The organism is Enterobacter sichuanensis (assembly GCF_002939185.1).
Taxonomy (GTDB): domain Bacteria; phylum Pseudomonadota; class Gammaproteobacteria; order Enterobacterales; family Enterobacteriaceae; genus Enterobacter; species Enterobacter sichuanensis.
Genome location: NZ_POVL01000032.1, coordinates 35,484 through 56,557, shown reverse-complemented (window position 1 = coordinate 56,557; position 21,074 = coordinate 35,484). Strand labels below are relative to the sequence as shown.

Annotated in this window: 30 protein-coding genes and 2 pseudogenes; 26 read left to right on the top strand and 6 right to left on the bottom strand. The window is 53.3% G+C overall.

What is annotated here, in order from left to right; translation table 11 throughout:
- The 6 genes and pseudogenes from C5687_RS15055 to C5687_RS15030 all read right to left on the bottom strand — a co-directional run.
- Positions 1 to 435: siphovirus Gp157 family protein (locus C5687_RS15055; protein WP_104557238.1), on the bottom strand; the 435-nt coding region annotated here is incomplete at its 3' end.
- A pseudogene (locus tag C5687_RS15050) lies at positions 432 to 989 on the bottom strand (hypothetical protein); the annotation flags it as partial. The gene C5687_RS15055 and the pseudogene C5687_RS15050, both read right to left, overlap by 4 nt.
- 1 nt (position 990) lies before the next feature.
- Positions 991 to 2,219 (bottom strand): IS3 family transposase gene (locus tag C5687_RS15045; RefSeq protein WP_202911296.1). Its coding sequence is split into 2 segments (ribosomal slippage): positions 991 to 1,904 and positions 1,904 to 2,219, totalling 1,230 coding nucleotides; the frame shifts between segments, so codons are not numbered across the junction.
- A 90-nt stretch (positions 2,220 to 2,309) separates the two neighbouring features.
- A pseudogene (locus C5687_RS15040) lies at positions 2,310 to 3,986 on the bottom strand (ATP synthase subunit B family protein); the annotation flags it as partial.
- Between the two features lie 50 nt (positions 3,987 to 4,036).
- Positions 4,037 to 4,360, bottom strand: coding sequence for a hypothetical protein (locus tag C5687_RS15035; protein ID WP_104557236.1), 324 nt, complete (start codon positions 4,358 to 4,360; stop codon positions 4,037 to 4,039).
- Between the two features lie 556 nt (positions 4,361 to 4,916).
- Positions 4,917 to 5,324, bottom strand: a complete 408-nt coding sequence (locus C5687_RS15030) for a helix-turn-helix domain-containing protein (protein WP_026080702.1) — start codon at positions 5,322 to 5,324, stop codon at positions 4,917 to 4,919.
- 74 nt (positions 5,325 to 5,398) lie between these two features.
- Here C5687_RS15030 and C5687_RS15025 point away from each other — a divergent pair, with 74 nt between their 5' ends.
- The 26 genes from C5687_RS15025 to C5687_RS14905 all read left to right on the top strand — a co-directional run bounded on the left by C5687_RS15025 (position 5,399) and on the right by C5687_RS14905 (position 21,072).
- Positions 5,399 to 5,602 carry a Cro/CI family transcriptional regulator gene (locus C5687_RS15025; protein ID WP_104557235.1) on the top strand — a complete coding sequence of 68 codons (204 nt, stop codon included), beginning with the start codon at positions 5,399 to 5,401 and terminating at the stop codon, positions 5,600 to 5,602.
- 65 nt (positions 5,603 to 5,667) lie between these two features.
- Entirely contained in the window at positions 5,668 to 6,114 is a 447-nt protein-coding gene (locus C5687_RS15020; protein ID WP_104557234.1) for a toxin YdaT family protein, read from the top strand.
- 21 nt (positions 6,115 to 6,135) lie between these two features.
- Entirely contained in the window at positions 6,136 to 6,360 is a 225-nt protein-coding gene (locus tag C5687_RS15015) for a hypothetical protein (RefSeq protein WP_104557233.1), read from the top strand.
- 2 nt (positions 6,361 to 6,362) lie between these two features.
- A complete protein-coding gene (locus C5687_RS15010; RefSeq protein WP_104557232.1) occupies positions 6,363 to 7,421 on the top strand; it encodes a replication protein RepO in 1,059 nt (352 codons plus the stop codon).
- Positions 7,418 to 8,806 carry a replicative DNA helicase gene (locus tag C5687_RS15005; RefSeq protein WP_065420221.1) on the top strand — a complete coding sequence of 463 codons (1,389 nt, stop codon included), beginning with the start codon at positions 7,418 to 7,420 and terminating at the stop codon, positions 8,804 to 8,806. Before C5687_RS15010 ends, C5687_RS15005 begins: the two co-directional genes overlap by 4 nt.
- Positions 8,807 to 8,847: 41 nt before the next feature.
- Positions 8,848 to 9,300: a hypothetical protein gene (locus C5687_RS15000; RefSeq protein ID WP_238380484.1), complete on the top strand. Its 453-nt coding sequence runs from the start codon at positions 8,848 to 8,850 to the stop codon at positions 9,298 to 9,300.
- Complete coding sequence (locus tag C5687_RS25080; protein ID WP_238380483.1) at positions 9,300 to 9,524, top strand: hypothetical protein; 225 nt, start codon at positions 9,300 to 9,302, stop codon at positions 9,522 to 9,524. Before C5687_RS15000 ends, C5687_RS25080 begins: the two co-directional genes overlap by 1 nt.
- A 3-nt stretch (positions 9,525 to 9,527) precedes the next feature.
- Positions 9,528 to 9,776 (top strand): hypothetical protein, encoded by a 249-nt coding sequence (locus tag C5687_RS14995; RefSeq protein WP_104557231.1) that lies wholly within the window; start codon positions 9,528 to 9,530, stop codon positions 9,774 to 9,776.
- Complete coding sequence (locus C5687_RS14990; protein WP_104557230.1) at positions 9,769 to 10,101, top strand: hypothetical protein; 333 nt, start codon at positions 9,769 to 9,771, stop codon at positions 10,099 to 10,101. The genes C5687_RS14995 and C5687_RS14990 overlap by 8 nt, the downstream gene beginning before the upstream one ends.
- A 2-nt stretch (positions 10,102 to 10,103) precedes the next feature.
- Positions 10,104 to 10,373 carry a coiled-coil domain-containing protein gene (locus C5687_RS14985; RefSeq protein ID WP_104557229.1) on the top strand — a complete coding sequence of 90 codons (270 nt, stop codon included), beginning with the start codon at positions 10,104 to 10,106 and terminating at the stop codon, positions 10,371 to 10,373.
- A 1-nt stretch (position 10,374) separates the two neighbouring features.
- Positions 10,375 to 10,713 carry a hypothetical protein gene (locus C5687_RS14980; protein ID WP_104557228.1) on the top strand — a complete coding sequence of 113 codons (339 nt, stop codon included), beginning with the start codon at positions 10,375 to 10,377 and terminating at the stop codon, positions 10,711 to 10,713.
- Between the two features lie 175 nt (positions 10,714 to 10,888).
- Positions 10,889 to 11,080 carry a hypothetical protein gene (locus C5687_RS14975; protein ID WP_104557241.1) on the top strand — a complete coding sequence of 64 codons (192 nt, stop codon included), beginning with the start codon at positions 10,889 to 10,891 and terminating at the stop codon, positions 11,078 to 11,080.
- A gap of 68 nt (positions 11,081 to 11,148) precedes the next feature.
- Entirely contained in the window at positions 11,149 to 11,745 is a 597-nt protein-coding gene (locus tag C5687_RS14970; protein ID WP_032654077.1) for a DUF1367 family protein, read from the top strand.
- 21 nt (positions 11,746 to 11,766) lie between these two features.
- The gene (locus C5687_RS14965; protein ID WP_104557227.1) at positions 11,767 to 12,069 is read left to right on the top strand and encodes a Ref family recombination enhancement nuclease; all 303 of its coding nucleotides are present in this window, start codon (positions 11,767 to 11,769) and stop codon (positions 12,067 to 12,069) included.
- A 155-nt stretch (positions 12,070 to 12,224) separates the two neighbouring features.
- A complete protein-coding gene (locus tag C5687_RS14960; protein ID WP_017384458.1) occupies positions 12,225 to 12,515 on the top strand; it encodes a hypothetical protein in 291 nt (96 codons plus the stop codon).
- Between the two features lie 36 nt (positions 12,516 to 12,551).
- Complete coding sequence (locus C5687_RS14955; RefSeq protein WP_104557226.1) at positions 12,552 to 13,037, top strand: hypothetical protein; 486 nt, start codon at positions 12,552 to 12,554, stop codon at positions 13,035 to 13,037.
- A gap of 12 nt (positions 13,038 to 13,049) precedes the next feature.
- A complete protein-coding gene (locus C5687_RS14950; protein WP_104557225.1) occupies positions 13,050 to 13,280 on the top strand; it encodes a hypothetical protein in 231 nt (76 codons plus the stop codon).
- A 3-nt stretch (positions 13,281 to 13,283) separates the two neighbouring features.
- The gene (locus tag C5687_RS14945; protein WP_104557224.1) at positions 13,284 to 14,909 is read left to right on the top strand and encodes a portal protein; all 1,626 of its coding nucleotides are present in this window, start codon (positions 13,284 to 13,286) and stop codon (positions 14,907 to 14,909) included.
- Positions 14,906 to 15,139: a Bbp19 family protein gene (locus tag C5687_RS14940; RefSeq protein ID WP_104557223.1), complete on the top strand. Its 234-nt coding sequence runs from the start codon at positions 14,906 to 14,908 to the stop codon at positions 15,137 to 15,139. The genes C5687_RS14945 and C5687_RS14940 overlap by 4 nt, the downstream gene beginning before the upstream one ends.
- Complete coding sequence (locus C5687_RS14935) at positions 15,126 to 15,968, top strand: hypothetical protein (protein ID WP_104557222.1); 843 nt, start codon at positions 15,126 to 15,128, stop codon at positions 15,966 to 15,968. The genes C5687_RS14940 and C5687_RS14935 overlap by 14 nt, the downstream gene beginning before the upstream one ends.
- Before the next feature lie 33 nt (positions 15,969 to 16,001).
- Positions 16,002 to 16,394 (top strand): Gp49 family protein, encoded by a 393-nt coding sequence (locus C5687_RS14930; protein ID WP_104557221.1) that lies wholly within the window; start codon positions 16,002 to 16,004, stop codon positions 16,392 to 16,394.
- Between the two features lie 239 nt (positions 16,395 to 16,633).
- Positions 16,634 to 17,539 (top strand): phage capsid protein, encoded by a 906-nt coding sequence (locus C5687_RS14925; protein WP_104557220.1) that lies wholly within the window; start codon positions 16,634 to 16,636, stop codon positions 17,537 to 17,539.
- 58 nt (positions 17,540 to 17,597) lie between these two features.
- Positions 17,598 to 18,161: a phage connector family protein gene (locus C5687_RS14920; RefSeq protein ID WP_063623730.1), complete on the top strand. Its 564-nt coding sequence runs from the start codon at positions 17,598 to 17,600 to the stop codon at positions 18,159 to 18,161.
- Between the two features lies 1 nt (position 18,162).
- A complete protein-coding gene (locus tag C5687_RS14915; protein ID WP_104557219.1) occupies positions 18,163 to 20,151 on the top strand; it encodes a phage tail protein in 1,989 nt (662 codons plus the stop codon).
- 1 nt (position 20,152) lies between these two features.
- A complete protein-coding gene (locus C5687_RS14910; protein WP_104557218.1) occupies positions 20,153 to 20,602 on the top strand; it encodes a GNAT family N-acetyltransferase in 450 nt (149 codons plus the stop codon).
- Positions 20,603 to 20,604: 2 nt separating this feature from the next.
- A complete protein-coding gene (locus C5687_RS14905; RefSeq protein WP_017384448.1) occupies positions 20,605 to 21,072 on the top strand; it encodes a hypothetical protein in 468 nt (155 codons plus the stop codon).
- Positions 21,073 to 21,074 lie beyond the last annotated feature (2 nt).

Sequence of the window (21,074 nt, the reverse complement as noted above, 5' to 3'; positions counted from 1 at the left end):
CCTTTCTTTGATGGCCTTCTTGTCAGGGGCGATTACCGTCTGAACTGTGACCACTTCGTCAGGTAACGCTTCAACATTATCGACCACCACGCTTACAGTACCCTGACGAGCAGTAAAGGTATTTCTGGGGGTTTTCAGCTTATCCAGACCGGCGCCTAACAGGCATGACAGAATGTACTTGCGGAGGTGCTTGTCTTTATTTTCGAAAGACTTTTTGCGCTCAGCCAGACGCTTCATCTCTTCGTCACAGGTTTTCGCGTTGCCCAGGTTATTGCGCGCCACCACCATAACTGCATCCAGGCGATCTGCCAGCTCACCTTCAATCCCTTCCAGGGTGTCGGCGATCATTTCCGGCGTCAACTCGTCAGAGGTTTCCAGCAGGTTTAACAGGCTGGAGTAATCATTTGCTAATGCGATTGCGGTTACCTTGCTCATGCTGTTTTCTCCTGGGCTTTGTTCAGTTCTTTCAGACGTTCATCTTTGATGGTGGTCAGGCGACGCAGACGTTTACTCAGATAATTGGCATGCTGGCTGTCGCCTTTGGCCTCAGCATCTTTACGGTGCACCTCCACTTCGCGGGCGATAGATGCGAATACTTTGGTCACTTCGTTGGTAGAGACACCGGTTGCCAAGGTGTTTGCAACTCGCGTAAGTTTGTCGTCCAGCTCCTGGCGCAAGCGCGCAGCATCTTCTGCATTATCGCTGGCGATTTTAAGGGCGAATTCTTCTTTGTTTTTCTGTCGATATTCAGGGTTATCATAGAGACCCATGAAGATATCAGCGCTGAAACCGAGAGAAGAGAGTGCCTTTTTCGTCGCATCGGTAAGTGATTTCTTAGTCGCTTCACCGTCGCAGAGTGGGCCGTATTTACTCCCGTAGAGATAAGGGGTGCAGCCGAATGAAATCTCTTCACCGCGCACGCCGCCACGCACATACCAGAGACGGATCTTAATCACGTGATGTTTCTCTGTGAGGTAGCTGGATTGGCCCCTATATTTCCATACACTTTTTATCACTTAACCCATTACTGGTTCGCCGCCGCAGATATTCCCGTGGCGAACGATACCCCAGTGCACTATGCGGATGCCATTCGTTGTAATGTTCGAAGGCCTCCGCAAGGTTCTTTACCGCTGTTAACCCGTCGGGTTTCGGCATGATGCTGATGTAATCGCGCTTCATCGTTTTCACGAAGCTCTCTGCCATCCCGTTGCTTTCCGGGCTACGTACCGCCGTATGTTTAGGCTCCAGTCCTACCATTCTGGCGAACTGACGCGTCTGATAAGAACGGTAGGCTGAACCGTTGTCTGTCAGCCACTCAACTGGGGATGTCGGCAGGCTGTTACCGAAGCGACGCTCCACGGCACCCAGCATGACGTCCTGCACGGTTTCACTGTCATATCCACCGTTACTGGCCGCCCAGTAAAGTGCCTCGCGATCGCAACAGTCCAGAGCGAACGTGACCCGCAGTTTTTCACCGTTATCACAGCTGAACTCGAAGCCGTCAGAGCACCACCGCTGGTTACTTTCTCCAACGGCCACTTTCCCTGTATGCGCCCGCTTCGATGGCGGTATTTCCTGTTTACGCTCAAGCAGCAGCGCATTCTGACGCATGATGCGGTATACGCGTTTGGCATTGATCACCGCCATGTCGTCAGTTTCTGATTGTCTGCGCAACAGTGCCCATACCCGACGATAACCATAGGTGGGCAGATCGCCGATAACGGTATGGATACGGGCCAGCGCGTCAGTATCATCAGGCTTGCGCTTGCACCGACGATCCTGCCAGTCCTTCGACCGACGGGCTATGGCATGCAGTTGCGCACGTGAGACCCGGAGGCAACGACTGACAAGGCTTATTCGCCATCCTCCGGTAACAAGGGCACGTGCGCTATCCACTTTTTTTGTCGGCCATATTCAACGGCTTCTTTTAGCAGCTCGTTTTCCATGGTTTTCTTGCCCAACAGGCGCTGCAGCTCTTTAATTTGCTTCATCGCAGATGCCAGCTCCGACGCGGGCACAACCTGTTCTCCTGCGGCAACGGCTGTAAGGCTGCCTTCCTGATACTGCTTACGCCACAGGAACAGCTGACTGGCAGCAACGCCATGCTGACGGGCGACCAGCGACACGGTCATTCCGGGCTCAAAACTCTGCTGAACAATGGTGATTTTTTCCTGAACACTTCGCCGTCTGCGCTTCTCTGGACCTAAAACATCAATCATTCGGACTCCAACGACTAGTCTAAAAACTAGTATTAAGACTATCACTAACTTAAGTGATACCAACTGTCTGGAGATTCATGGGGCCAGTCTATAGCCGCCAATGCCGTCTGGAATAAGCTCCCACGTATTGTTCCCGTCCTGGCCTTTGACTGTACGGGTTATCGGCGCGCCATCGTCAAAACGTTCTTCGAGAATATCAACGCCCCAGCCAATACCTTTAGGGCCAAATTCACGAGTGGCCAGCATCGTCATGTAGGTGCCGTTGATCGATGTGCCACCACCGTTCTGAGTAAACTGTTTTGTGAAACGTTCATCAGTTTTGAAAACGCGCTTCCACAGGTCGAGATTTTCCATCTCGGTACCGGTGCGTTCGGTGATACTTTTTTCAACGTCATTAACGTTAGGGCGAGGTTCTTCTTGCACCAACGACTCTGCTGATTGCTCTGCACTATTAACTTGCTCGCTGTTGCTCTGCTCCTGCTCTGATTCACTGGCGTAAACGCTGTAGCCCATTTTATTGAGCGTTTCACGTGCGGCCTCTGCCTGTGAATCAGTAACCACTTCCGCTTTTTCCACCTCATTTGAGGCGTTTTGCTGTGTCGTCTGAGTTTCCGTTTTTACCCACTTGGAATCGGTAGGGTCACTAATACCGTCAACATACTCGCCACGCCCGGCGGCAAGAGATTTACTGATTGCCTCTGAATTGGTGGGATCCTGTTCAAACACACCGTTTTCGGCAAGCCAGCTGTCGATAAAGCGGCGTAATGAATCGGGGAAGTGATGCGTATCTTTGGCTGGAACATTCTGGATAACGCCAAAAATCGTGTCGCGGGAATAGTTGAGGATCTGCTCTGTTGTGCGCAGCGCCATAGACCAGCGCTTAAAGTCTTCCCGGTCTTCTTCAATGATACGTTCCGCCTGGCGCAGAGCGCTGACAGATACAGTGGTCGCTGGCTCTATTGGCAGCAGTGCGAGAGCGATCTCCTGATCCAGAGTGGCATATGTGTGTTTGTAACCGCGCTGTAGCGCAACCTGAGCCTGGGCATTATCTTCCGTGCTGGTGCTGGTGCTGGTGCTGGTGCTGGTGCTGGTGCTGTTCTGAGGCAGCATTTCTTCACGTTTGCCTGGGGTGTCAGTCCATTTTTTAATAAACGAGTAAAGCTCGGCACCGCCGGGTAACTGGTTCTCAAACTTCACATAAATTGCTTGCAGGAGATTATTAAGCCCCTCCTGGTGCATGTGGTGAACAGGTGGGTGAGCTTCCATCGCATTAATGATGTAACGATTTAAACGATCGTCTTCTTCTTCCTCGTACTGGCTGGTGTTTTCTTGGTTATCAAGATAATCACAAACCTGAGAATAAAGCTCCCCGTCCAGCTGCGCGAGTCCAAACAGCACCACCGTTGCGAAGCGTTCGCGCGGTGAAATAGACATGAAGTCTAATATTTCATTACTGTCAGGTAGAGGATTCGCACTGCCATCAGTTTCAGTAGCATTTACCACCCACTTTTCGCCGTTGAACGTGTGGGATTTAGCAAAGTGTTCGTCAAACTTGCCGATCTCCGGGTGAGGCTGATCAGCAGTGTTTTCCCATATTTCAGGTTTAAAAAAGTTATCGCCGTTCGCCGGATAGTGCTCCCAGAGCTTACCCGTCACGATGCTTTCTGCGATTTTTTTGTTTGGTGCTTCCACGCTGATCGCCAGCGCAACGGCACCATCTTTGATGGCCGATTTTTTCGGCTTAAACAGGCAGTTGTAAATTGAGATTGTCACTTGGTCTTTCCTCTTCGGTTACTGGCGCGGGTCAGGCGCCGTTATCAGAACGGAATATCACTTTCCTGGATTGTTGAATGGTCGATGCACAACAGCTGCTGGATCTTGTCTTCAATGAAAGCGACGCGCTGGTGAGCCTGATCGACAATCGACGCCTTTTCTTTCTGGAGGCGTTCAACCTGTTTACCGATAATGTCGATCGGTTCCGGCTGGGTTATTTCAAGGCAAACAGTGCGCGTTTCCAGCAGCACGTAAAGATCCGGATAGTTCTGTGACATGTCACAGGTATGAACCAGATAGAGTGCCGGGACGTGGGGGTTAGCAGATACGTGGATGTACAGTGTTACTGGTATGGTAAGCGCTTCCATAGCGGCTCCTTGTTGATGTATACTCAGAGCCGATCAGTGTGAGGCTCTGTCCTGCATTGGTCTTTCCTAGCCGGGGTGGTTCCCGGCAAAATCCGAATGGTTTGGTCACCGTTCGGGGTAACTGGCCCGCCTTGTGCGGGCCTTTTGCTATCTAAGTGGTGCCGGTCTTTCCCGGCGGTCAGAGCTGGTCAGGCTCTTTGGTCTTTCCTCACAGGGCCCCTCTCTTCGAGGGCTTCGGTTTTCACCGAAGGGTCACTAAATTCGTCACCGTGTTAAAAAAATGCCCCTCATAGAGACGAGGCAAAGACTACACACAGCAATTTTGGATTCGTTGCGGTCTTTCCCGCATGTCATCGTACTGGCGGCGACCCGCGAATTTGGTGCCTGTCTTTCCAGACTGTCAGAACGTTTTTCTGAACAACTGCCGCGTGGTTAGTGTGTCGTTGATGTTGCAAAGCATAACCAAAGGTATTTTTTATGGCAATTATTTTTTATAACAAAAGTTAGTTTTGTGGGCGTAAAAAAAGGCAATGCTTTGAAAACATTGCCTTTAATTTTATTTCTTAATGGTGTTTTTTTTCTTTTTAACCATTAGCAATTCATCAAACAACCTCTGAAAATCGTTAACCTTTTCGCTTAACTCATTGATGTGTCTTTCTTTTTCTGATTCAGGTAAGGAGTCAAAGAGATCGAGTAACTTTTTTTGCCTTTCATCAAGTTCGGGTGAAAGTTGGTCTGCCCTCAGTGGTTCATCCTCCTCAGTGCCGTAAAGCAACCACGTCGGAGTACATCGGAGTGCCTCAGCAAGCGAGAAGAGATTTTGCCCTTTAGGTGTTGTAATGCCCGCCTCCCACTTATAGACGCTCACGGCGGATATACCAACGGCATCGGCAAGCTGCTGTTGGGTTAATCCAAGCTCTTTACGTCTTGAGGAAATTCGGTCATTAAAGGTCAATTTTTTCATACCCATAATATAAGTTAACTTGACATAACTTTCGTTAGTATTTATGTTCCTAACTAACGTTAATAGGAGGAACAATGAAAACTGAAACTGTTATCAGCTTTTTCGGCACCAAAACTGCGGTTGCGCGTGCTTTAGGTATCTCTCAAGTTGCCGTAACTCGCTGGGGGTCAGTAGTACCTGAAAAGCGAGCTGCCAGATTGTCCCTTATGACTAATGGGGAACTTATTTACGATCCTAAGGATTATCAAAACCCGGTTAAATCAGCAAACGCAGCTTAACAATCAGCAACCAATAAATCTGATTAAGCCTAATCAGGTTTTCAGCGACAGGAGACGCGAAGGAAGTGGAAAACCTCGAAGAACTGAAACGGGAGATTTTCAACTGGGCCGTTGAACGCGGGCAGGAACATGTTGCCATCGAAATCACACGCATGTGGTTCCGAATGGGTGGCAACACCAGCACGATAAAGCTTCACCAGATGGAAGATCCAATGGGTAACGCCGACTGGCGGGCCATAAACAACAATCGCCAGCAAATTTTCCGCTGGTTACGTGGCGACACCAAAGCGGCAAGAGCCAAAACAAGAGCGCTGGCTAAGGCGATGGAAGCGGCGCTGCCTGCAGAACGATACGCGCAGCTGGGAATGACCACTCAGCATCTGATATGCGTAGCGATACGCGAGTTTGCAGCGGCGATCATCGCGTTACTGCTGGATGCCAGGGATAGACCGCAGAGGATAGCCCAGGCATTGCAAGCCATCCAGGAAACACAGCGCCTGACCAGCGTTTAACTGTACCGAGGAAAGACCAACATGCTGAATTCAATTGACCGCATTACCTGGCGGAACGGCTTTCGTTTAAATGGCGTACCGGCCGTCATGGAAGACATCGAAGATATTTTTGAAGGTCGCCGCGTAGCTGCGTTATCTATCTGGGCGCAGTATGAAAAACTGAAAGAAGAACTCCGCGAAATGGAATTGTCACCTGAGGAATATCAGGCGGCATGCCGTCAAATCGCCGAAATGCTGGGGATTTGATCATGAGCCGTTTACTTATCAATGAGCAACCTTTGCTGGTGCTTCCATCTTTAGCATGCGAAATAGGGCTTAACGAAGCTCTGGTATTGCAGCAAATCCACTACTGGATGAACTCCTCCAAGAATTTCTTTGAGGGGCGTTACTGGGTATACAACAGCGTCTCTGAGTGGCAAACCCAGTTCCCATTCTGGAGCGAATCGACAACAAAACGCGCACTGGCAAAACTCGAAAAGCTGGGGCTGGTTGATATAGGTGATTTCAATAGTGATGCCTGGGATAAAACAAAATGGTATTCAATAAATTACGATAATCTCGACAAGCTTTCTGGCCCCGTAAAAACAGTGACCAATCGATTAGGTCAAAATGACCAAATCGAAGAGCGCAAAATGACCAAAGCATCAGGTCAAAATGACCAGTCCCCACAGGTCAAAATGACCCGATCTCCTACAGAGAATACAACAGAGAATAAAGATCTAGATCCCCCTAACCCCCAAATGGGGGAGGGTGAGGAAATTATTCTCGCTGACGCGAAAAAAGCCCTCGAGTTTTATAACGACTGCACCGGTACCCGTTGCCGTGACGTTAAGCCGTTTGTGCTCATGCTGACACCGACCAAAACGCGCGAAGGGTACACCCTGTCCGAACTGCAGTTGGTTATCCGCTGGGTTCTGGCTACCTGGCGGCGCCGTGGTGCTGGTGCACCAAAACCAGCAAATATCTGCCGGGTTAGCCGGTTCGATGGCTATCTCGCTGACGCTGAGGCATGGGCCACTACCGAGGCCAGTATTGATCCGGTAGCTGTTATCGATGGTTACAACGAGATTTTCGCCGATGTGCTGCCAGCCGCGACCCTTGACGCTGATCGCCGCCAGAAAATTACGCGCCTTGCGGCTCACATGATGAATAAAACCACTGGGGCGTTTCTGGGCTACCTGGAAAAATTCCGCAATACAGCACCAGATTTTTACTTCGGTGGCGAGCACCGCGACGGCTGGCGTGCCAGTTTTGATTACCTGATGAAACCGGAAACACTGCGTAAGACAAGGGAAGGTGCACTGTGAGTCCTCAGGACCTTGAAGCCTGTGTGCTGGCTGGCCTGCTGAATGGCGGTGCAACGCCAGACGCATTCGATGTGATCGCCAGCACGCCGGAGGAATCATTCAGTATCGGATTCCATCGCCGCGCTTTCAGCGAAATAAAAAAACAAGCCCTGGCGAACGGCATGATCGATATGCTTTTCATCAGCGAGGCTCTTGGTGGTTCAAGCCTGGCCGATTTGTCAGATATTTCCCGCATCCCAGCCACGGTACCGAACCTGAAAGGGTATGCAGGGAAGATGGTCAAAGCGTGGCGCAGCCGGGCGCTGGCGAAACTGCTGCAGGAGGGGGCCGACGGCATCCGGCAGGCAGCAAACCAGGAACAACGCGATCAGGTAGTCGAGAACGCCGTCGCGCAGCTGCTGGATATGACTGCTGACACGGGCGACATCCAGCCGGTACATATCAACGAGCTTTTGCCTGTTTACATGGATACCGTGCAGAAACGCATGGATGGCGATGAGTCGACCCGCAATTTGCTCACGGGTATTTCGGATCTCGATAGCGCCACTGGAGGTATTAACCCGCAGGATCTTATCGTCGTTGCTGGCCGCCCGGGCATGGGTAAAACAGAGTTCGCGCTCACCGTGGTAGAAGGGGTAACAGCCAAAGGCGGCGGCGCGCTGATTTTTAGCATGGAAATGGCGGCTACGCAGATTGTTGAGCGTTCCTTGGCTGGTGCCGGAAATCTTTCCGTATCTCGTCTGCGCAATCCTCAGGACATGTATGACGAGGACTGGGCGCGCCTGACATCAGCGATGGCCACACTGAACGACCGTGATATCTGGATTGTTGACGCTACCGATCTGACCGTCGAACAGATCCGCGCTATTGCAGAAACGCACAAACGCCGCCACCCGCATTTAGCGATGATTATGGTCGATTACCTCGGCCTGATAAAAAAACCAAAGGCAGAGCGTAACGATCTCGCTGTCGCGCATATTTCGCGAAACCTTAAGACGATGGCTATGCGCCTGCACACGCCCACTTTCGCGCTGAGCCAGCTCTCCCGTGCTGTTGATGCGCGCCCGGCAGCACAGCGACGCCCGGTTATGTCAGACCTGCGTGATTCCGGCTCCATTGAGCAGGACGCCGACAGCATCCTGTTTCTGTATCGCGACGAGGTTTATAACCCTGAAAGTCCTGCTGCTGGCGTGGCTGAGGTCATTCTCGGTAAGTGCCGCTTTGCCGCAGCCGGTACCGTGATCTACCAGGAGTTCAAGAACGGCCATTTCTTACCAATCGATCAACATGTCGGGAAAGAGAAAACCCGTATTCAACTGGAGGCAGCCAAACCCAAAAAACAACCGCGTCGGTATTCCGACAAATACAACACCGAACCGTTTTAACCGCGCCTGACCAGCGCTAATTAACCAACGAGGAAAGACCAATGACCGATTTACTGTATGCAAAAACCACCAGTGCAGACGATGGTTGTGACTGGAGCCCTGTGATTATCTGGCGCATGAATGCTGGCGCGCGTGCCCGAAACCGTGCCTGTTACGTTCCGGCACCCCGCCCGATCCAGGTAAACCCTGTTTATCGCGTAGCGAAAACAAAAAAAGCACCTGTGCAAGCCGTTAATACCTCAGGGCGCTGGCTCAAAACCCACACCGCGACGGTTATCACTGCTAAAGGCGAAAAAACGGTAAAAATCCGCGAAACTGCCACCGTCTGGAGTGCCGGAAGCAATGAAAACTACGACAAGCTCACCGGGCAGCGCGTCGGCGCTCCGGGACGTTGCCGCCTCCTGCTGGAGTCGATCACTCCAATTGCACGCAAAGCAAAAACGCACCTAAAAAAGCCTCCGGAGAGCTATCAGCACAAAAGCTGGTGGCGCTAATGAAGGGCAAAACCCTTTCGTATCAGGGCATTCTCACTGCGATCAAAAAATATCACCCGGACATCAATATTACCCTAGGCCAACTTCAAAAGCGTATCTGGCGCATGGTTCAGTCCAAATATGTTGGCATTGAGCGTCACGATGATATGCCGGTGACTCATTTCACTCTGAAAAGTGTCGATCCCCGCTTTTACACCCATTCAGAGAAAAGCGTGAAGGAGTAAGGCATGGCCGGGCAATCGGATTACCTACCGCCCGGCTTACCCCTCAATCGCGCCAAATGGCCGCAGGAATTTCAACTCAAAGAGCATTACGACATGCGCGCCGCTGCGCTCGTTCGCCAGCTCTATGAGAAGAAAACCACACGTTATGCGGTCGTTCAGCAGATTGAGGCAACGCCGGAGAGTCAACGAGAGTTTTTTAGAGAGCGCTTAAATTACTGGCGCGCGCAGAGAGAAGAATCAAACGATGAATAACAAAGATTTAATCAACGCCGGACACGCTCTGGCAAAAGCCATCAGCAATGCTACGCCGCTGATCGAGATCGCAAAAATGGTTTCCAATCTCGCTACGCAGCTGGATGTTCAAATCGCACGTTCTAACCAATTATCAATAGCGCTGGAAGCCGCAGAGAAGCGGATTGCTGAGCTGGAGGAGCGGGAGGTGACATTACCCGAGCGCTACGAAGTTGAAATGTATCCAACGCCTTCCCCGGATGGGGATTGGTATTCACGCGAGGATGTTTTGGCGGCGTTAGCAGCTGCTGGCCTGAAGGTCGCCGCAGCCGGTAAAGGAGAGTAAACGTGAAAACTTATTACATCCATCCGATGGCATTCGGTAGCACGCAAGACCCAGGCCACGGCCATGTGCCCGTTGTACATGCTGATGACTTCGAGAAGCTACGCGCCAAGCTGGAAGCCGCAGAGAAGCGGATTGCTGAGCTGGAGGCGCGCAAACCGGATTTATACCTCTGCCGCGTTAATCGTGGTGGTGAAGAGTTGTATTCACCATGCGGGAAGGATTATCCACGCGGACGTGGTTACATCGCCGCCGCAGCCGGTAAAGGAGAGTGATATGGCTAAGACAGCTGCTGAACGCAAAAAAGCACAGCGCGCCCGTCAGGCCAAAGCCGGTAACCGCAAACTGGAGCTTCAGCTCGATACCCAGGAGCTTGAAATGCTTGAGCGCAACTGCGCCGCCCGGCGCCCTGGCCGTGCGCCGTACGACATGGCTGAGTACATCGCGCTGCTAATCCGCCAGGATGATGCACGGATGCGAAACCACATTAAGCGTATAAGCACCACCAAATGCTCTAAATGCGGCGATGCGCTTCCGGTCAAAAGCTGCATCATGTCAGGTGATTCGCAGTGCTGGATAACCACTGGATGGAAAAAGTTCATACTGACAATATGAGTCAGCAAAGCAAAGTACACTACCGCCGGAAACGGCGGTTTTTTGTTTAAAAACATAGCAATACACAATGCCATTTTTCACCTATTTAACGTTTTGTGCTCTTAAAGATTTGCACTTCCTGCCACTTGGGAGTATGTTTACTGTAATTTTATACAGTTGTTTTATAGGGGGAGGCGTGATTGAAAAATCGGAGGTTGGGGATCATCTTCCCGATAACGGACGCGTACTCGTGACCCTCAGAAACGGCAAAATATCTGCCCTACGAATAGCTCATGACGATGAGCATCTCGCTTCGCTTAAGTCGTTGTTTGAACTGGCGGAATTGTCCGGTTTTAGCATTGTCGAAAAAGATAAAACTAAGGTATAATTAGGATACCGGACTGAACACCCGGTAACCTGTATTTCTGAGCAATTGCTGCGCTAAAGGGGAAACCAATGGCGCAGTATTCTTTTGTAAAATCAGCAGGCGGAGTATTAATCCCGGCAACGCCGGAAGCGCGCGAATTTATCGAAAAAAAATGTCGCATGGGCGCTGTGCTTTACGCCGATTTTAAACAAGCACGCAATCCTGCATTTCACCGCAAGTTTTTCGCGCTGCTCAATCTTGGGTTTGATTACTGGCAGCCGACAGGCGGCACCATTTCCCCGGCCGATAAAAAACTGGTTCGTGGATATGTGCAGCTGGTGGCCCATTATGCCGGGCATGAAGAAACACTCCAGGAACTGGCCGATCAGTATCTCCGCGACGAAGCGGAAAAACGCGCCGGAAATATCAGCGCGGTAAAATCGTTTGAGGCGTTCCGTGCCTGGGTAACTATTCAGGCAGGCTTTTACACCGAATACGAAATGCCTGACGGCACCACCCGCAAAGAACCAAAATCCATATCGTTCGCAAAAATGGACGATATCGAATTTTCCCAGCTCTACAAATCTGTTCTCGATGTGCTCTGGAATTTCATCCTGTATCGCACATTCCCGACACAGCAGGCCGCAGAAAACGCAGCCTCGCAATTATTCAGCTACGCCGCGTAAGAAATATCGCCATGACAAACGATGACAAACGATGATAAACGCTGGCTGGCCGATGTTGCCTCTCTGGGTTGCGTTGTATGCCGAAATCTTGGCTACGGCGCATCACCTGCAGAAGTCCATCACATACGCACAGGGCAGGGAATAGCCCAACGTGCAGACCACAAAAAAACTTTGCCTCTCTGCGCACCTCACCACAGAACCGGCGGGCATGGCGTTGCTATCCACGCAGGCCAGAAAACATGGGAAAAAAATTACGGTACCGAGACTGAGTTACTGGATCAGGTGACCATTGAAGTAGGGGAATTACGATTATGCAGAATTTAATTCCACTCTTAAAGGCAGCAGAAAACACCAATAAGTTTAATGGCGCCCAGCGTCCGGAAAGAACAATATTCTGTTTCCCTTCTTTTCTCACCACAGCGGCGGGCGATTTTTCCCTTCTCTATGCTCGCGCGCGCGCGCGTTTTGGGGGGTGATCAATGCCTCTGGTTGCCACCTTCAAAACCGACTGGTTCCGGGTCATTACCGACCTGACCAGAAAAAACCTCACTACACAGGAAATTGCCAACGAACTGGGTGTTTCGAAATCTGCCGTTCTGGGCTGGAAGTCAGGATCTGAACCTCGCCACGGTCATGGTGAGGCGCTTATCGCGTTGTGGTGCATGGCAACCAGCTCTGACAGAAAAAAATTACCCACGGTTTTGCATCGCCAGTGGTTCACCTTCCGTAAATCGCGTTTTGGTCGGGAAACTGACCAGGCATGCAAATAACAATGACCGCTCACCATTCATCCGGAGATATCCAAAATGGGTCGACCAAGAAAAAACGTTGAGGTACCGGGGCAGGAAACTGCTGGTACCGATACAACCAATATCGTGGCGGAAGGGCAATTGCTTAATTCCACCCCTGTTAACCAGACCGTTGCTGACGCCCCGATTACAGCGACTGAGAGCCAAGCGCTTAACGCAGAAGGCCAACGCGCAGAGCAGGAAGTAATCCAGCAGCGCGTTGCCAGCCTGCTGGACGATGCCGCACTCGCAGAGCGCAATACTCTGCTGGGTACCATCAACGAGCAGGGCGCGGCCATCATCGCCCGCTTTGAAACGCTGGGTTACACCGACCTGGCTGACCAGCAGCTGACCGACAATCTCGAATTCCTCCAGCTCGTCAAAAAAGCCACCACGGCAGAGCCTGCCGCGCCGCTGGGCTACGTGACGAACGACGAGGGCAAGCGCCAGCCGGTTACGGGTAAACCCGTTCTGACTGAGCACGGCTGGCACGTTCCGGGCTAAGAGGGGATCGCTATGTGTGGAGATGGAGCACCTAAGGTCGTACAGACCGACCCGCAGGCCGAAGCGGATGCAGCTGCCGACGCAGCGGCAAAAGCGGCAAACGCAGATGCTGCAGCGCGCAAGAAGCGCAAGAAAGGCTCGTCCCTTCTCGCCAGTGGTGCAGAGGGCGCGGCTGATTCTGGCAGCTCTCTGCTGTCCTCTGGCGCGCAGGCAGCGCAACAGAAAAACACTCTGGGGGCGTAACTGATGGATGAACTCGCCGTTAAGCTGATTAAGCGTTCCGACACGCTTAAAGCCAACCGCCAGCAGCATGAGAGCGTCTGGCGCGAGTGCTATGACTACACCTATCCGCTGCGCGGCGCGGGATTCTCTGACGAAGTGCTCGACGCTCAGAGCGCAAAACACAAGGTGGCGAAGCTACTGGACGGCACCGCCACCGACAGTGCCCGCATGCTGGCCTCTGCGCTCATGTCCGGCATGACCCCGGCGAATGCGCAGTGGCTGAACCTCGACAGCGAATCGCTGCCGGATGATGCCAAAGCCTGGCTGTCTGAGTGCGCCACGCTGGTCTGGGAAAATATCCACGCGGCCAACTTCGACGCCGAGGGCTACGAGGCAAATCTCGACGTGGTGTGCGCTGGCTGGTTCGTCCTGTACATCGACGAGGACCGGGAAGAGGGCGGCTACACCTTCCAGCAGTGGCCGCTGGCGCAGTGCTATGTCACGTCCACCCGCAAAGACGGCATCGTGGACACGATCTACCGTCGCTACCAGCTGACCGCAGAGCAGGCCATCAAAGAATTCGGCGCGGACAAGGTCAGCGAGAAGATCCGCGACGCGGCGAAGAAAAAGCCCGACGATAAATTTGATTTCCTGCACTGCATTTTCCCGCGCGAAACCTACATGGTTGATGCCCGCCTGGCGAAAAACATGCGCTTTGCATCGTACAACGTCGACGTGAGCAACAAGCAGATTGTGCGCGAATCCGGCTATCACGAATTCCCGTGCTGCGTCCCGCGCTGGATGAAAATCCCCGGCGGCTCTTACGGCATCGGCCCGGTATACGACGCTCTGCCTGACTGCAAAGAGCTGAACGAAACCAAGCGCATGGAGAAGGCCGCGCAGGACCTGGCTATCTCCGGCATGTGGATCGCCGAAGACGACGGCGTACTCAATCCGCGCACGGTCAAGGTAGGCCCGCGTCGCATCATCGTGGCGAACAGCGTCGAAAGCATGAAACCGTTGCTGACTGGTTCAGATTTCAGCGTGGCATTCACTGCCGAAGAACGCCTGCAGGCATCAATCCGCAAAATCATGATGGCTGACCAGCTGCAGCCGCAGGACGGGCCAGCCATGACCGCCACCGAGGTGCACGTGCGCGTCGCGCTGATTCGCCAGCTGCTCGGCCCGGTCTATGGCCGCTTCCAGGCTGAATACCTCCAGCTGCTGGTGGTTCGCTGTTTCGGTATCGCTTTCCGCGCTGGCGTTTTCTCCCCGCCGCCTGAAAGCCTGCAGAACGCCAATTTCAACGTGCGTTATATCTCGCCTCTGGCGCGTGCTCAGAAGCTGGAAGACGTGACAGCAATCGAGCGCTACGGGCAAAACATCATGCAACTGGCCCAGCTCTACCCCGATATCAGGGACAACATGGACAGCGACGAAGCCAGCCGTGTTGTCGGCGAAGCGCTGGGCGTGCCGGCGAAGGTCATGCGCTCTTCTGACGATGTGGCGGATATCCGCGACCAGCGCCAGAAAGCGCAGCAGCAGGTCGCACAGCAGCAACTCATTATGCAGGCGGGCAACGAGGCGGCCAGTGCCGCAGGCCAGACCGCTGGCGCAGCATTAGGGCAACGACTGGCAGGTAATCAATGAGAACCAAAGAGGCTACACCCGCCGATTACAAGCGGATTTTTGAAGAAATGCCAGGCGGTGCGCCTGTGCTGGAAGAACTAACGCGGCGCTTCGGTCGCGAAGCGTACGTGAAAGGTGGTACCGAAGGTGACCGTGAAACCTGTTACCGGGCCGGACAGCGTTCCGTGCTCGATTTTATTCTCAATCAGATCAACAGAGCCGATGGAGTAGAAGACGATGTGGAAGCTTAAACACTTATTCATGAACGCAGAGCCGGGTGCAGAACAGTCTGGCGGTGGAGGTGATAACGATGGCGGTAGCAGCAACGGCAATAATCCAGGTACTGGCGAACCTTCTGGTAATTCTCTGCTCAGCACCGGTGCGGGCGAGCAGGGTTCTAATGACTGGCTACCTGAGAAATTCCGCGTTATGGGCGAAGACGGAAAACTCAGTATTGAAAGCTCTGCCCGCAAACTGGCGGAAAATTACACTCACCTTGAAAAACGCATGGGTAGTGGCGATGCCCCGCCGAAAACGGCAGATGAGTATGCACCTAAGGTAGAGGTCGAGGGGTTTAACTGGGAAGAATTCAAAGCCGATCCTCGGATGCAAAGCTTCATGAAGTCTGCGCACGCTAAGGGCATTACCAATGACCAGATGAGTTTCATCCTAGGTGAATACGCGCAGCGCGCTCCTGAGCTGGTGGGCGGTGCCGCTGCGCTGGATTCTGAAACGGCCAGCACGCAACTGCGCGAGGTGTGGAAAACTGACGCGGAGTTTAACAAAAACATAGGACTGGCTTTCCGCGCGTTCAACTCCCTGGCTGACGACGCCGACAAAGGCCGTATTGACGAGATCGGCAATAACCCGATGGTTATCCGCATGCTGGCTAAAGTCGGTGCTGAAATGCAGGAAGACGCGCCTGCGGGTGGCGATGTGGATCTCGAAGAGCAGCAGACCATTCGCGACCTGATGAAATCCCCGGCGTACATGGATCCTAAACACGCCGACCACGAACGCGTATCTGCACGAGTCAAAGCGTATTACCAGAAGCGTTACGGCGATCAAACCGTAGCGTGACATGTCACGACAACTTAAAAAGAGGAAAGACCAGTGAGCGACAAAGATATTGAGCAGGAAATTCAGGCCAAAGGCTTAACCGCGCCGCGCGTCACGCCGCAGCACATTGATAGTGTCATCAGCCATGAGTTGTATTTTACCGCTCAGCAAGGCGTTTTTGGAGAAGCTGCAACCCACGTGACCGACCTGAGAGATACACCTGCATTCCCGGTACATGAAAGCCTTAATCTACTGACATTCTGCATACTGGTACTGCGCAACGGTTTCACCGTCACAGGAGAAAGCGCCTGCGCCAGCCCGGAAAACTTCGATCCTGAAATTGGGCGAAAGATTGCCCGTGAAAACGCAGTCAATAAGATCTGGATGCTGGAAGGTTATCTGCTGAAGCAGCGACTTTTCGATCATCAGCAATGCTGGGGCGTCTGACAAAGCCCTGGAAGTTAAATAACACTCCGCATCTCTCATCAAAAGCCAGCCTGACCCGCTGGCTTTTTTCATTTGGTCGGGATTCCGACCGCACACCTCGCTAACAATCTCTCCACAACCAGCCCGGTGGGGACGCCGGATAACTGAATTTTCCCGCAGTGCGTAAGCGCCACACGCATTGTGTTAATCGGGCCGGGCAACCGACAACCCAGCAGGCGATATTTTCTGGAGTGATTGTTATGCCATTTGATGCCAATAAGAACATGATCACCGCTGCGTTTATCACGCAGTTTCATGATTCTTTCGAAATCGCCGCGCAGCAGAAGGATTCCCGCCTGCAGGCTGCGGTACATGACCGTGGGACGATCACCGGCGAAGCGTTCACCATCAACGATATGGGTACCATCGAAATGACGCAGATCACCACGCGTTTCGGTGACACCGTATGGGACCTGCCAGAAGCTGGCACCCGTAACGCGTTGATGGCGGACTACGGTGTATTTGTTCCTGTTGAAAAACGTGATCTGCGCAAGCTGCTGGCTGACCCACAAGGGCCATACCTGCAGCTCACCCTGGCGGCCGCCAACCGCAAAAAAGACGACGTTGTTTATCGTGCATTGCTTGACGATGTTATGCGTAAAACGTCAAACACTGGGGCATATGCACCAGTGGCGCTTCCAGCTGCGCAGAAAATCATTGCTGGCGGCACAGGCATGACCAAAGCCAAGCTGATCGCCGCGAAAGCTATGTTCCGCCGTAACGAGTGCGACGAGCAGAACGGTGAAGAGCTGTTCATCACCTACAACGCCGACATGCTGACTCAGATCCTCAGCGATACCATGCTTACTTCTGCCGATTTTATGGCGGTGAAAATGCTGCAGGAAGGCGCAGTGTCTGGTAACTGGCTCGGCTTTAAGTGGCTGGCCTACGAGAAACTCGACTCAGTAACCGATACTGGCGTTACCACCAAAACTGCAGTTGCGTGGTGTAAATCCGCTGTGCATTTCGGTACCGGCGCTGAGTACAACGTCGATATCGGCCCTCGTCGCGATAAAAACAACACCATTCAGATCTCTGTTGATGCGTCTTATGGTGCTGGCCGTGCCAACGAGAAAAAAGTCGTCGCCGTCGATTTTGTTGCTTAATGCCGCTGGTGTATTTGCCGGGGACTACCCCCGGCCTTTTTTCATCTGAGGTTCTGCCATGACTTCGAGTGTCTCTATCTGCTCAAACGCACTTCTGGCGCTGGGTGCTCACCCGATAAATGATTTCGACGAAGACACGGATCATGCCCGCCTTTGCGCCAACCTTTACCCCACAGTCCGCAATAAATTACTCCGTGCTCACCCGTGGAACTGCGCGATAAAACGCGTTGTGCTCTCACCTGTCAGTGCTGCGCCCGTCTTTGGATACGGTTATCAGTTTTCCCTGCCCGGTGATCTGATCCGCGTCCTGTCCGTAGGTGAACCACATGACGATATTGATTACCGGATTGAGGGCAGTCGACTGCTGGCTAATGTCGATGTGATTCGCCTGCGTTACATATTCCGCAACGAGGACGAGTCTACATGGGACGCCGCACTGGTGGATGTGGCTGAAATGACGATGCAGTCCAAGCTGGCGTATGCAGTGACCGGGTCCACCAGCCTGCGCGATAGCCTGGCGCAGGAGGCGTCATTCCTGCTGAAACAGGCAAAAGCCATCGATGGTCAGGAAGAACCGCCGGAAGAGCTGGGCGGCTATCCAACTTATGAGTCGAGGTTCTGACATGCGCGCGAACCTCATAAAAACCAATTTCACCGCAGGTGAGGTGTCCCCGCGTCTGATGGGGCGTGTTGATATCGCCCGCTATGCCAACGGCGCGAAGATTATCGAAAATGCCGTAGTGGTAGTGCAGGGCGGCGTGATCCGCAGACCAGGTACACGTTTTGCGGCGGCCACGAAATTCGGCAATAAAAAATCCCGCCTTATTCCCTACGTGTTCAACCGCTCTCAGGCTTACATGCTGGAATTTGGTGACGGCTACATGCGAATTTACCAGAACGGTAAGCAGTTGGTTAACGCCGACAATACGCCGTACGAAATTGCCAGCCCCTATACCTCTGACATGCTGCCCGCCGTGAATTATGTCCAGGGCGCTGACACCATGTTTCTGGTTCATCAGTCTGTGAAGCCTCACCGTCTCCAGCGACGCGGTCAGACCGACTGGGTGCTTGAACCTGCTCCGTTCATCGTTGAGCCGTTCGACGAGGTGCGCGATACCCCGCAGAAATGGTGTAAACCGTCCATCAAAGAGTTCGTGGGTTCGGAAATTACGCTGACCCTGAGCGATGCGGATCCGGGTGACAACCCAAGTCCGCCATTCACCGGCGCGGGCTGGGTTGCTCAGGATGTGGGCTCGTATGTCCGCCTCAATGACGGACTGGTGTTGATAAAGAGCATTACCAGTGCGCAGATTGCCGTCGGCACCATCCGTAGCGACTTAACGGCAACGCAGGCGGCATCACCAGGATCGTGGACGCGAGAGGACACGGTCTGGACAGATGCGTTTGGCTATCCCGGCGCGGTTACGCTGTACCAGCAGCGCCTTGTCCTGGCTGGTTCGCCGAAGTATCCGCAAACAATCTGGTGGAGCGAGACGGGCGTATACCTGTCGTTTGAGATTGGTACCGAGGATGATGACGCGATAAGTTTCACGCTGTCTTCTGACCAGCTCAACCCGATCGTGCATCTGGCGCAGATGAATACCCTGATCGCTCTGACCTACGGCGGCGAGTTTACGATCACCTCCGGCAACGATGCGGCCATTACACCGACGAATATTTCGGTGAAAAACCCAAGCCCGTACGGATGCAACGGGATCCGCCCGGTGCGCGTTGGTACCGAAATCATGTTTGTGCAGCGCGCCGGCCGTAAGCTCTACGCAGTAGCGTACGACCCCGACAGCTTTGTGTCCTATTCCGCCAACGATATGACGGTGCTGGCCGAGCACATCACCTCTGGCGGCGTGCTGGACATGGCATACCAGCAACAGCCTGATGCGTTTATCTGGATGGTCAGAGCGGATGGCGTTGCGGTCACCATGGCTATCGATCGCGCTCAGGACGTTATTGCCTGGTCCCGTCAGGTGACTGCCGGCGCGTTTGAGTCGGTAGCTACCATTCCGTCCGAAACCGACGATGTGGTTTACGCAATTGTCCGTCGCGAGATAAACGGCCAGACCGTACGCTATGTCGAGGTATTCGACAGCACGCTTTATACCGATGCCGCTGTGACCGGAACAAGTCCCGCCGGTTCTGCGACATGGACCAATCTTTCCCACCTTGAGGGGCAGACGGTTGATGTGGTGGCCGATGGCGCCGTTATGCCGCAGTACACTGTTTCCTCTGGTCAAATTACCCTGTCCCGCCCGGCGAAAAGCGTGGAAATTGGTCTGCACTTCGAAAGTACGATCGAAACGCTTTCGCCAGAAGTCCAGACCACAGAGGGTACGACACAGAACGCGAAGAAGCGCACCAGCGAAGTGACGATGCGTTTTCTCGAAACAACTGGTGCGGAGTGCAACGGCCAGGTCATCCCGTTCCGCCGATTCGGCCCAAAAATCCTCAACCAACCCGCACCACTTTTCACCGGGGACCACTACTGGGGAAAACTCGGCTGGGAGCGGGGGGAAGACACCCTGCTTATACAGCAGCGACAGCCGCTGCCATTCCATCTTCTCGCAATTATTTTCACTTTTACCAGTAACGGGGGCTGACATGGTACGTAATGCAACGGCCGGGGATATCCCGGCGCTGATCGAGCTGGGGGCGCGGATGTATATCGAGTCCCGCTATTCGCAGAATTCACCCTTTGATGAAGAAAAGTGCGCGGAGCTCGCCCGCAACCTTATTTCGTCTCCCGCCGGTTGCCTGCTGGTGGCCGAAAAAGACGGCGTTGTAATCGGCTGGCTGGCTGGGGGGATTGCTGAGCAGTGGTTCAGCCGTCAGTTGATGGCGTTTGAATACGGGCTATTTATCGCGCCTGAGCATCGCGGCGGTACAGCTGGCCCGCGTCTCGCGAAAGCGTTTATCACATGGGCCGAAGATCACGGCGCCGCGATCATAAACATGGGTATCACTACGGGCGTACATGAAGAGCGCACCGGTGATTTGTATTCACGTCTCGGCCTGTCGCGTACCGGTCTGCTTTATTCCAAAGAGGTGTAACGATGTGTACCGGATTAGAGGTGGCGGCAATTGGCGCGTCCGTTCTTGCGGCGGGAGGTGCTGTCTATAGCGGTCAGCAGCAAAAGAAAATGTCCAACTACCAGGCAGCGCAGGCGGAAGCAGATGCAGAAGCTGCGCAGGCAGCTGCACGCGTGGAAGCTGATCGCATCCGTAAGGCGGGCAGGGCACAGGCAGCGCAGGCAAATGCAGCGCTGGCTGCGTCAGGCGTGGACACGGGAGAAGGTACCGCATTGCGTATCCAGTCCGGCATCGTGGGTGACGCTGAACAGGATGCGTACCAGACCATTCTGAATGGTGCGAACCAGAGTGCACGGCTCAACGCGCAGGCATCTGCCGACCGCATAAGCGGCCGTAATGCTTCAACATCTGGCTACATCAGCGCGGGCAGCTCACTGCTGAGCGCGGGTGGCACAGCGTACAACGGCTGGAAAAAAGCAGGGAGTAAATAACC

What these genes read in the sequence shown, in the direction of transcription:
- C5687_RS14935 (WP_104557222.1), top strand. Translation starts at nt 15,126, where the DNA reads ATGTGGAAGCTTAAACACTTATTCATGAACGCAGAGCCGGGTGCAGAA.
- C5687_RS14925 (WP_104557220.1), top strand. Translation starts at nt 16,634, where the DNA reads ATGCCATTTGATGCCAATAAGAACATGATCACCGCTGCGTTTATCACG.
- C5687_RS14990 (WP_104557230.1), top strand. Translation starts at nt 9,769, where the DNA reads ATGAATAACAAAGATTTAATCAACGCCGGACACGCTCTGGCAAAAGCC.
- C5687_RS14920 (WP_063623730.1), top strand. Translation starts at nt 17,598, where the DNA reads ATGACTTCGAGTGTCTCTATCTGCTCAAACGCACTTCTGGCGCTGGGT.
- C5687_RS14955 (WP_104557226.1), top strand. Translation starts at nt 12,552, where the DNA reads ATGGGTCGACCAAGAAAAAACGTTGAGGTACCGGGGCAGGAAACTGCT.
- C5687_RS15035 (WP_104557236.1), bottom strand. Translation starts at nt 4,360, where the DNA reads ATGGAAGCGCTTACCATACCAGTAACACTGTACATCCACGTATCTGCT.
- C5687_RS15030 (WP_026080702.1), bottom strand. Translation starts at nt 5,324, where the DNA reads ATGAAAAAATTGACCTTTAATGACCGAATTTCCTCAAGACGTAAAGAG.
- C5687_RS14910 (WP_104557218.1), top strand. Translation starts at nt 20,153, where the DNA reads ATGGTACGTAATGCAACGGCCGGGGATATCCCGGCGCTGATCGAGCTG.
- C5687_RS25080 (WP_238380483.1), top strand. Translation starts at nt 9,300, where the DNA reads ATGAAGGGCAAAACCCTTTCGTATCAGGGCATTCTCACTGCGATCAAA.
- C5687_RS14960 (WP_017384458.1), top strand. Translation starts at nt 12,225, where the DNA reads ATGCCTCTGGTTGCCACCTTCAAAACCGACTGGTTCCGGGTCATTACC.
- C5687_RS15010 (WP_104557232.1), top strand. Translation starts at nt 6,363, where the DNA reads ATGAGCCGTTTACTTATCAATGAGCAACCTTTGCTGGTGCTTCCATCT.
- C5687_RS14965 (WP_104557227.1), top strand. Translation starts at nt 11,767, where the DNA reads ATGACAAACGATGATAAACGCTGGCTGGCCGATGTTGCCTCTCTGGGT.
- C5687_RS14905 (WP_017384448.1), top strand. Translation starts at nt 20,605, where the DNA reads ATGTGTACCGGATTAGAGGTGGCGGCAATTGGCGCGTCCGTTCTTGCG.
- C5687_RS15025 (WP_104557235.1), top strand. Translation starts at nt 5,399, where the DNA reads ATGAAAACTGAAACTGTTATCAGCTTTTTCGGCACCAAAACTGCGGTT.
- C5687_RS15015 (WP_104557233.1), top strand. Translation starts at nt 6,136, where the DNA reads ATGCTGAATTCAATTGACCGCATTACCTGGCGGAACGGCTTTCGTTTA.
- C5687_RS14945 (WP_104557224.1), top strand. Translation starts at nt 13,284, where the DNA reads ATGGATGAACTCGCCGTTAAGCTGATTAAGCGTTCCGACACGCTTAAA.
- C5687_RS14970 (WP_032654077.1), top strand. Translation starts at nt 11,149, where the DNA reads ATGGCGCAGTATTCTTTTGTAAAATCAGCAGGCGGAGTATTAATCCCG.
- C5687_RS14950 (WP_104557225.1), top strand. Translation starts at nt 13,050, where the DNA reads ATGTGTGGAGATGGAGCACCTAAGGTCGTACAGACCGACCCGCAGGCC.
- C5687_RS15000 (WP_238380484.1), top strand. Translation starts at nt 8,848, where the DNA reads ATGACCGATTTACTGTATGCAAAAACCACCAGTGCAGACGATGGTTGT.
- C5687_RS14915 (WP_104557219.1), top strand. Translation starts at nt 18,163, where the DNA reads ATGCGCGCGAACCTCATAAAAACCAATTTCACCGCAGGTGAGGTGTCC.
- C5687_RS14940 (WP_104557223.1), top strand. Translation starts at nt 14,906, where the DNA reads ATGAGAACCAAAGAGGCTACACCCGCCGATTACAAGCGGATTTTTGAA.
- C5687_RS14995 (WP_104557231.1), top strand. Translation starts at nt 9,528, where the DNA reads ATGGCCGGGCAATCGGATTACCTACCGCCCGGCTTACCCCTCAATCGC.
- C5687_RS14980 (WP_104557228.1), top strand. Translation starts at nt 10,375, where the DNA reads ATGGCTAAGACAGCTGCTGAACGCAAAAAAGCACAGCGCGCCCGTCAG.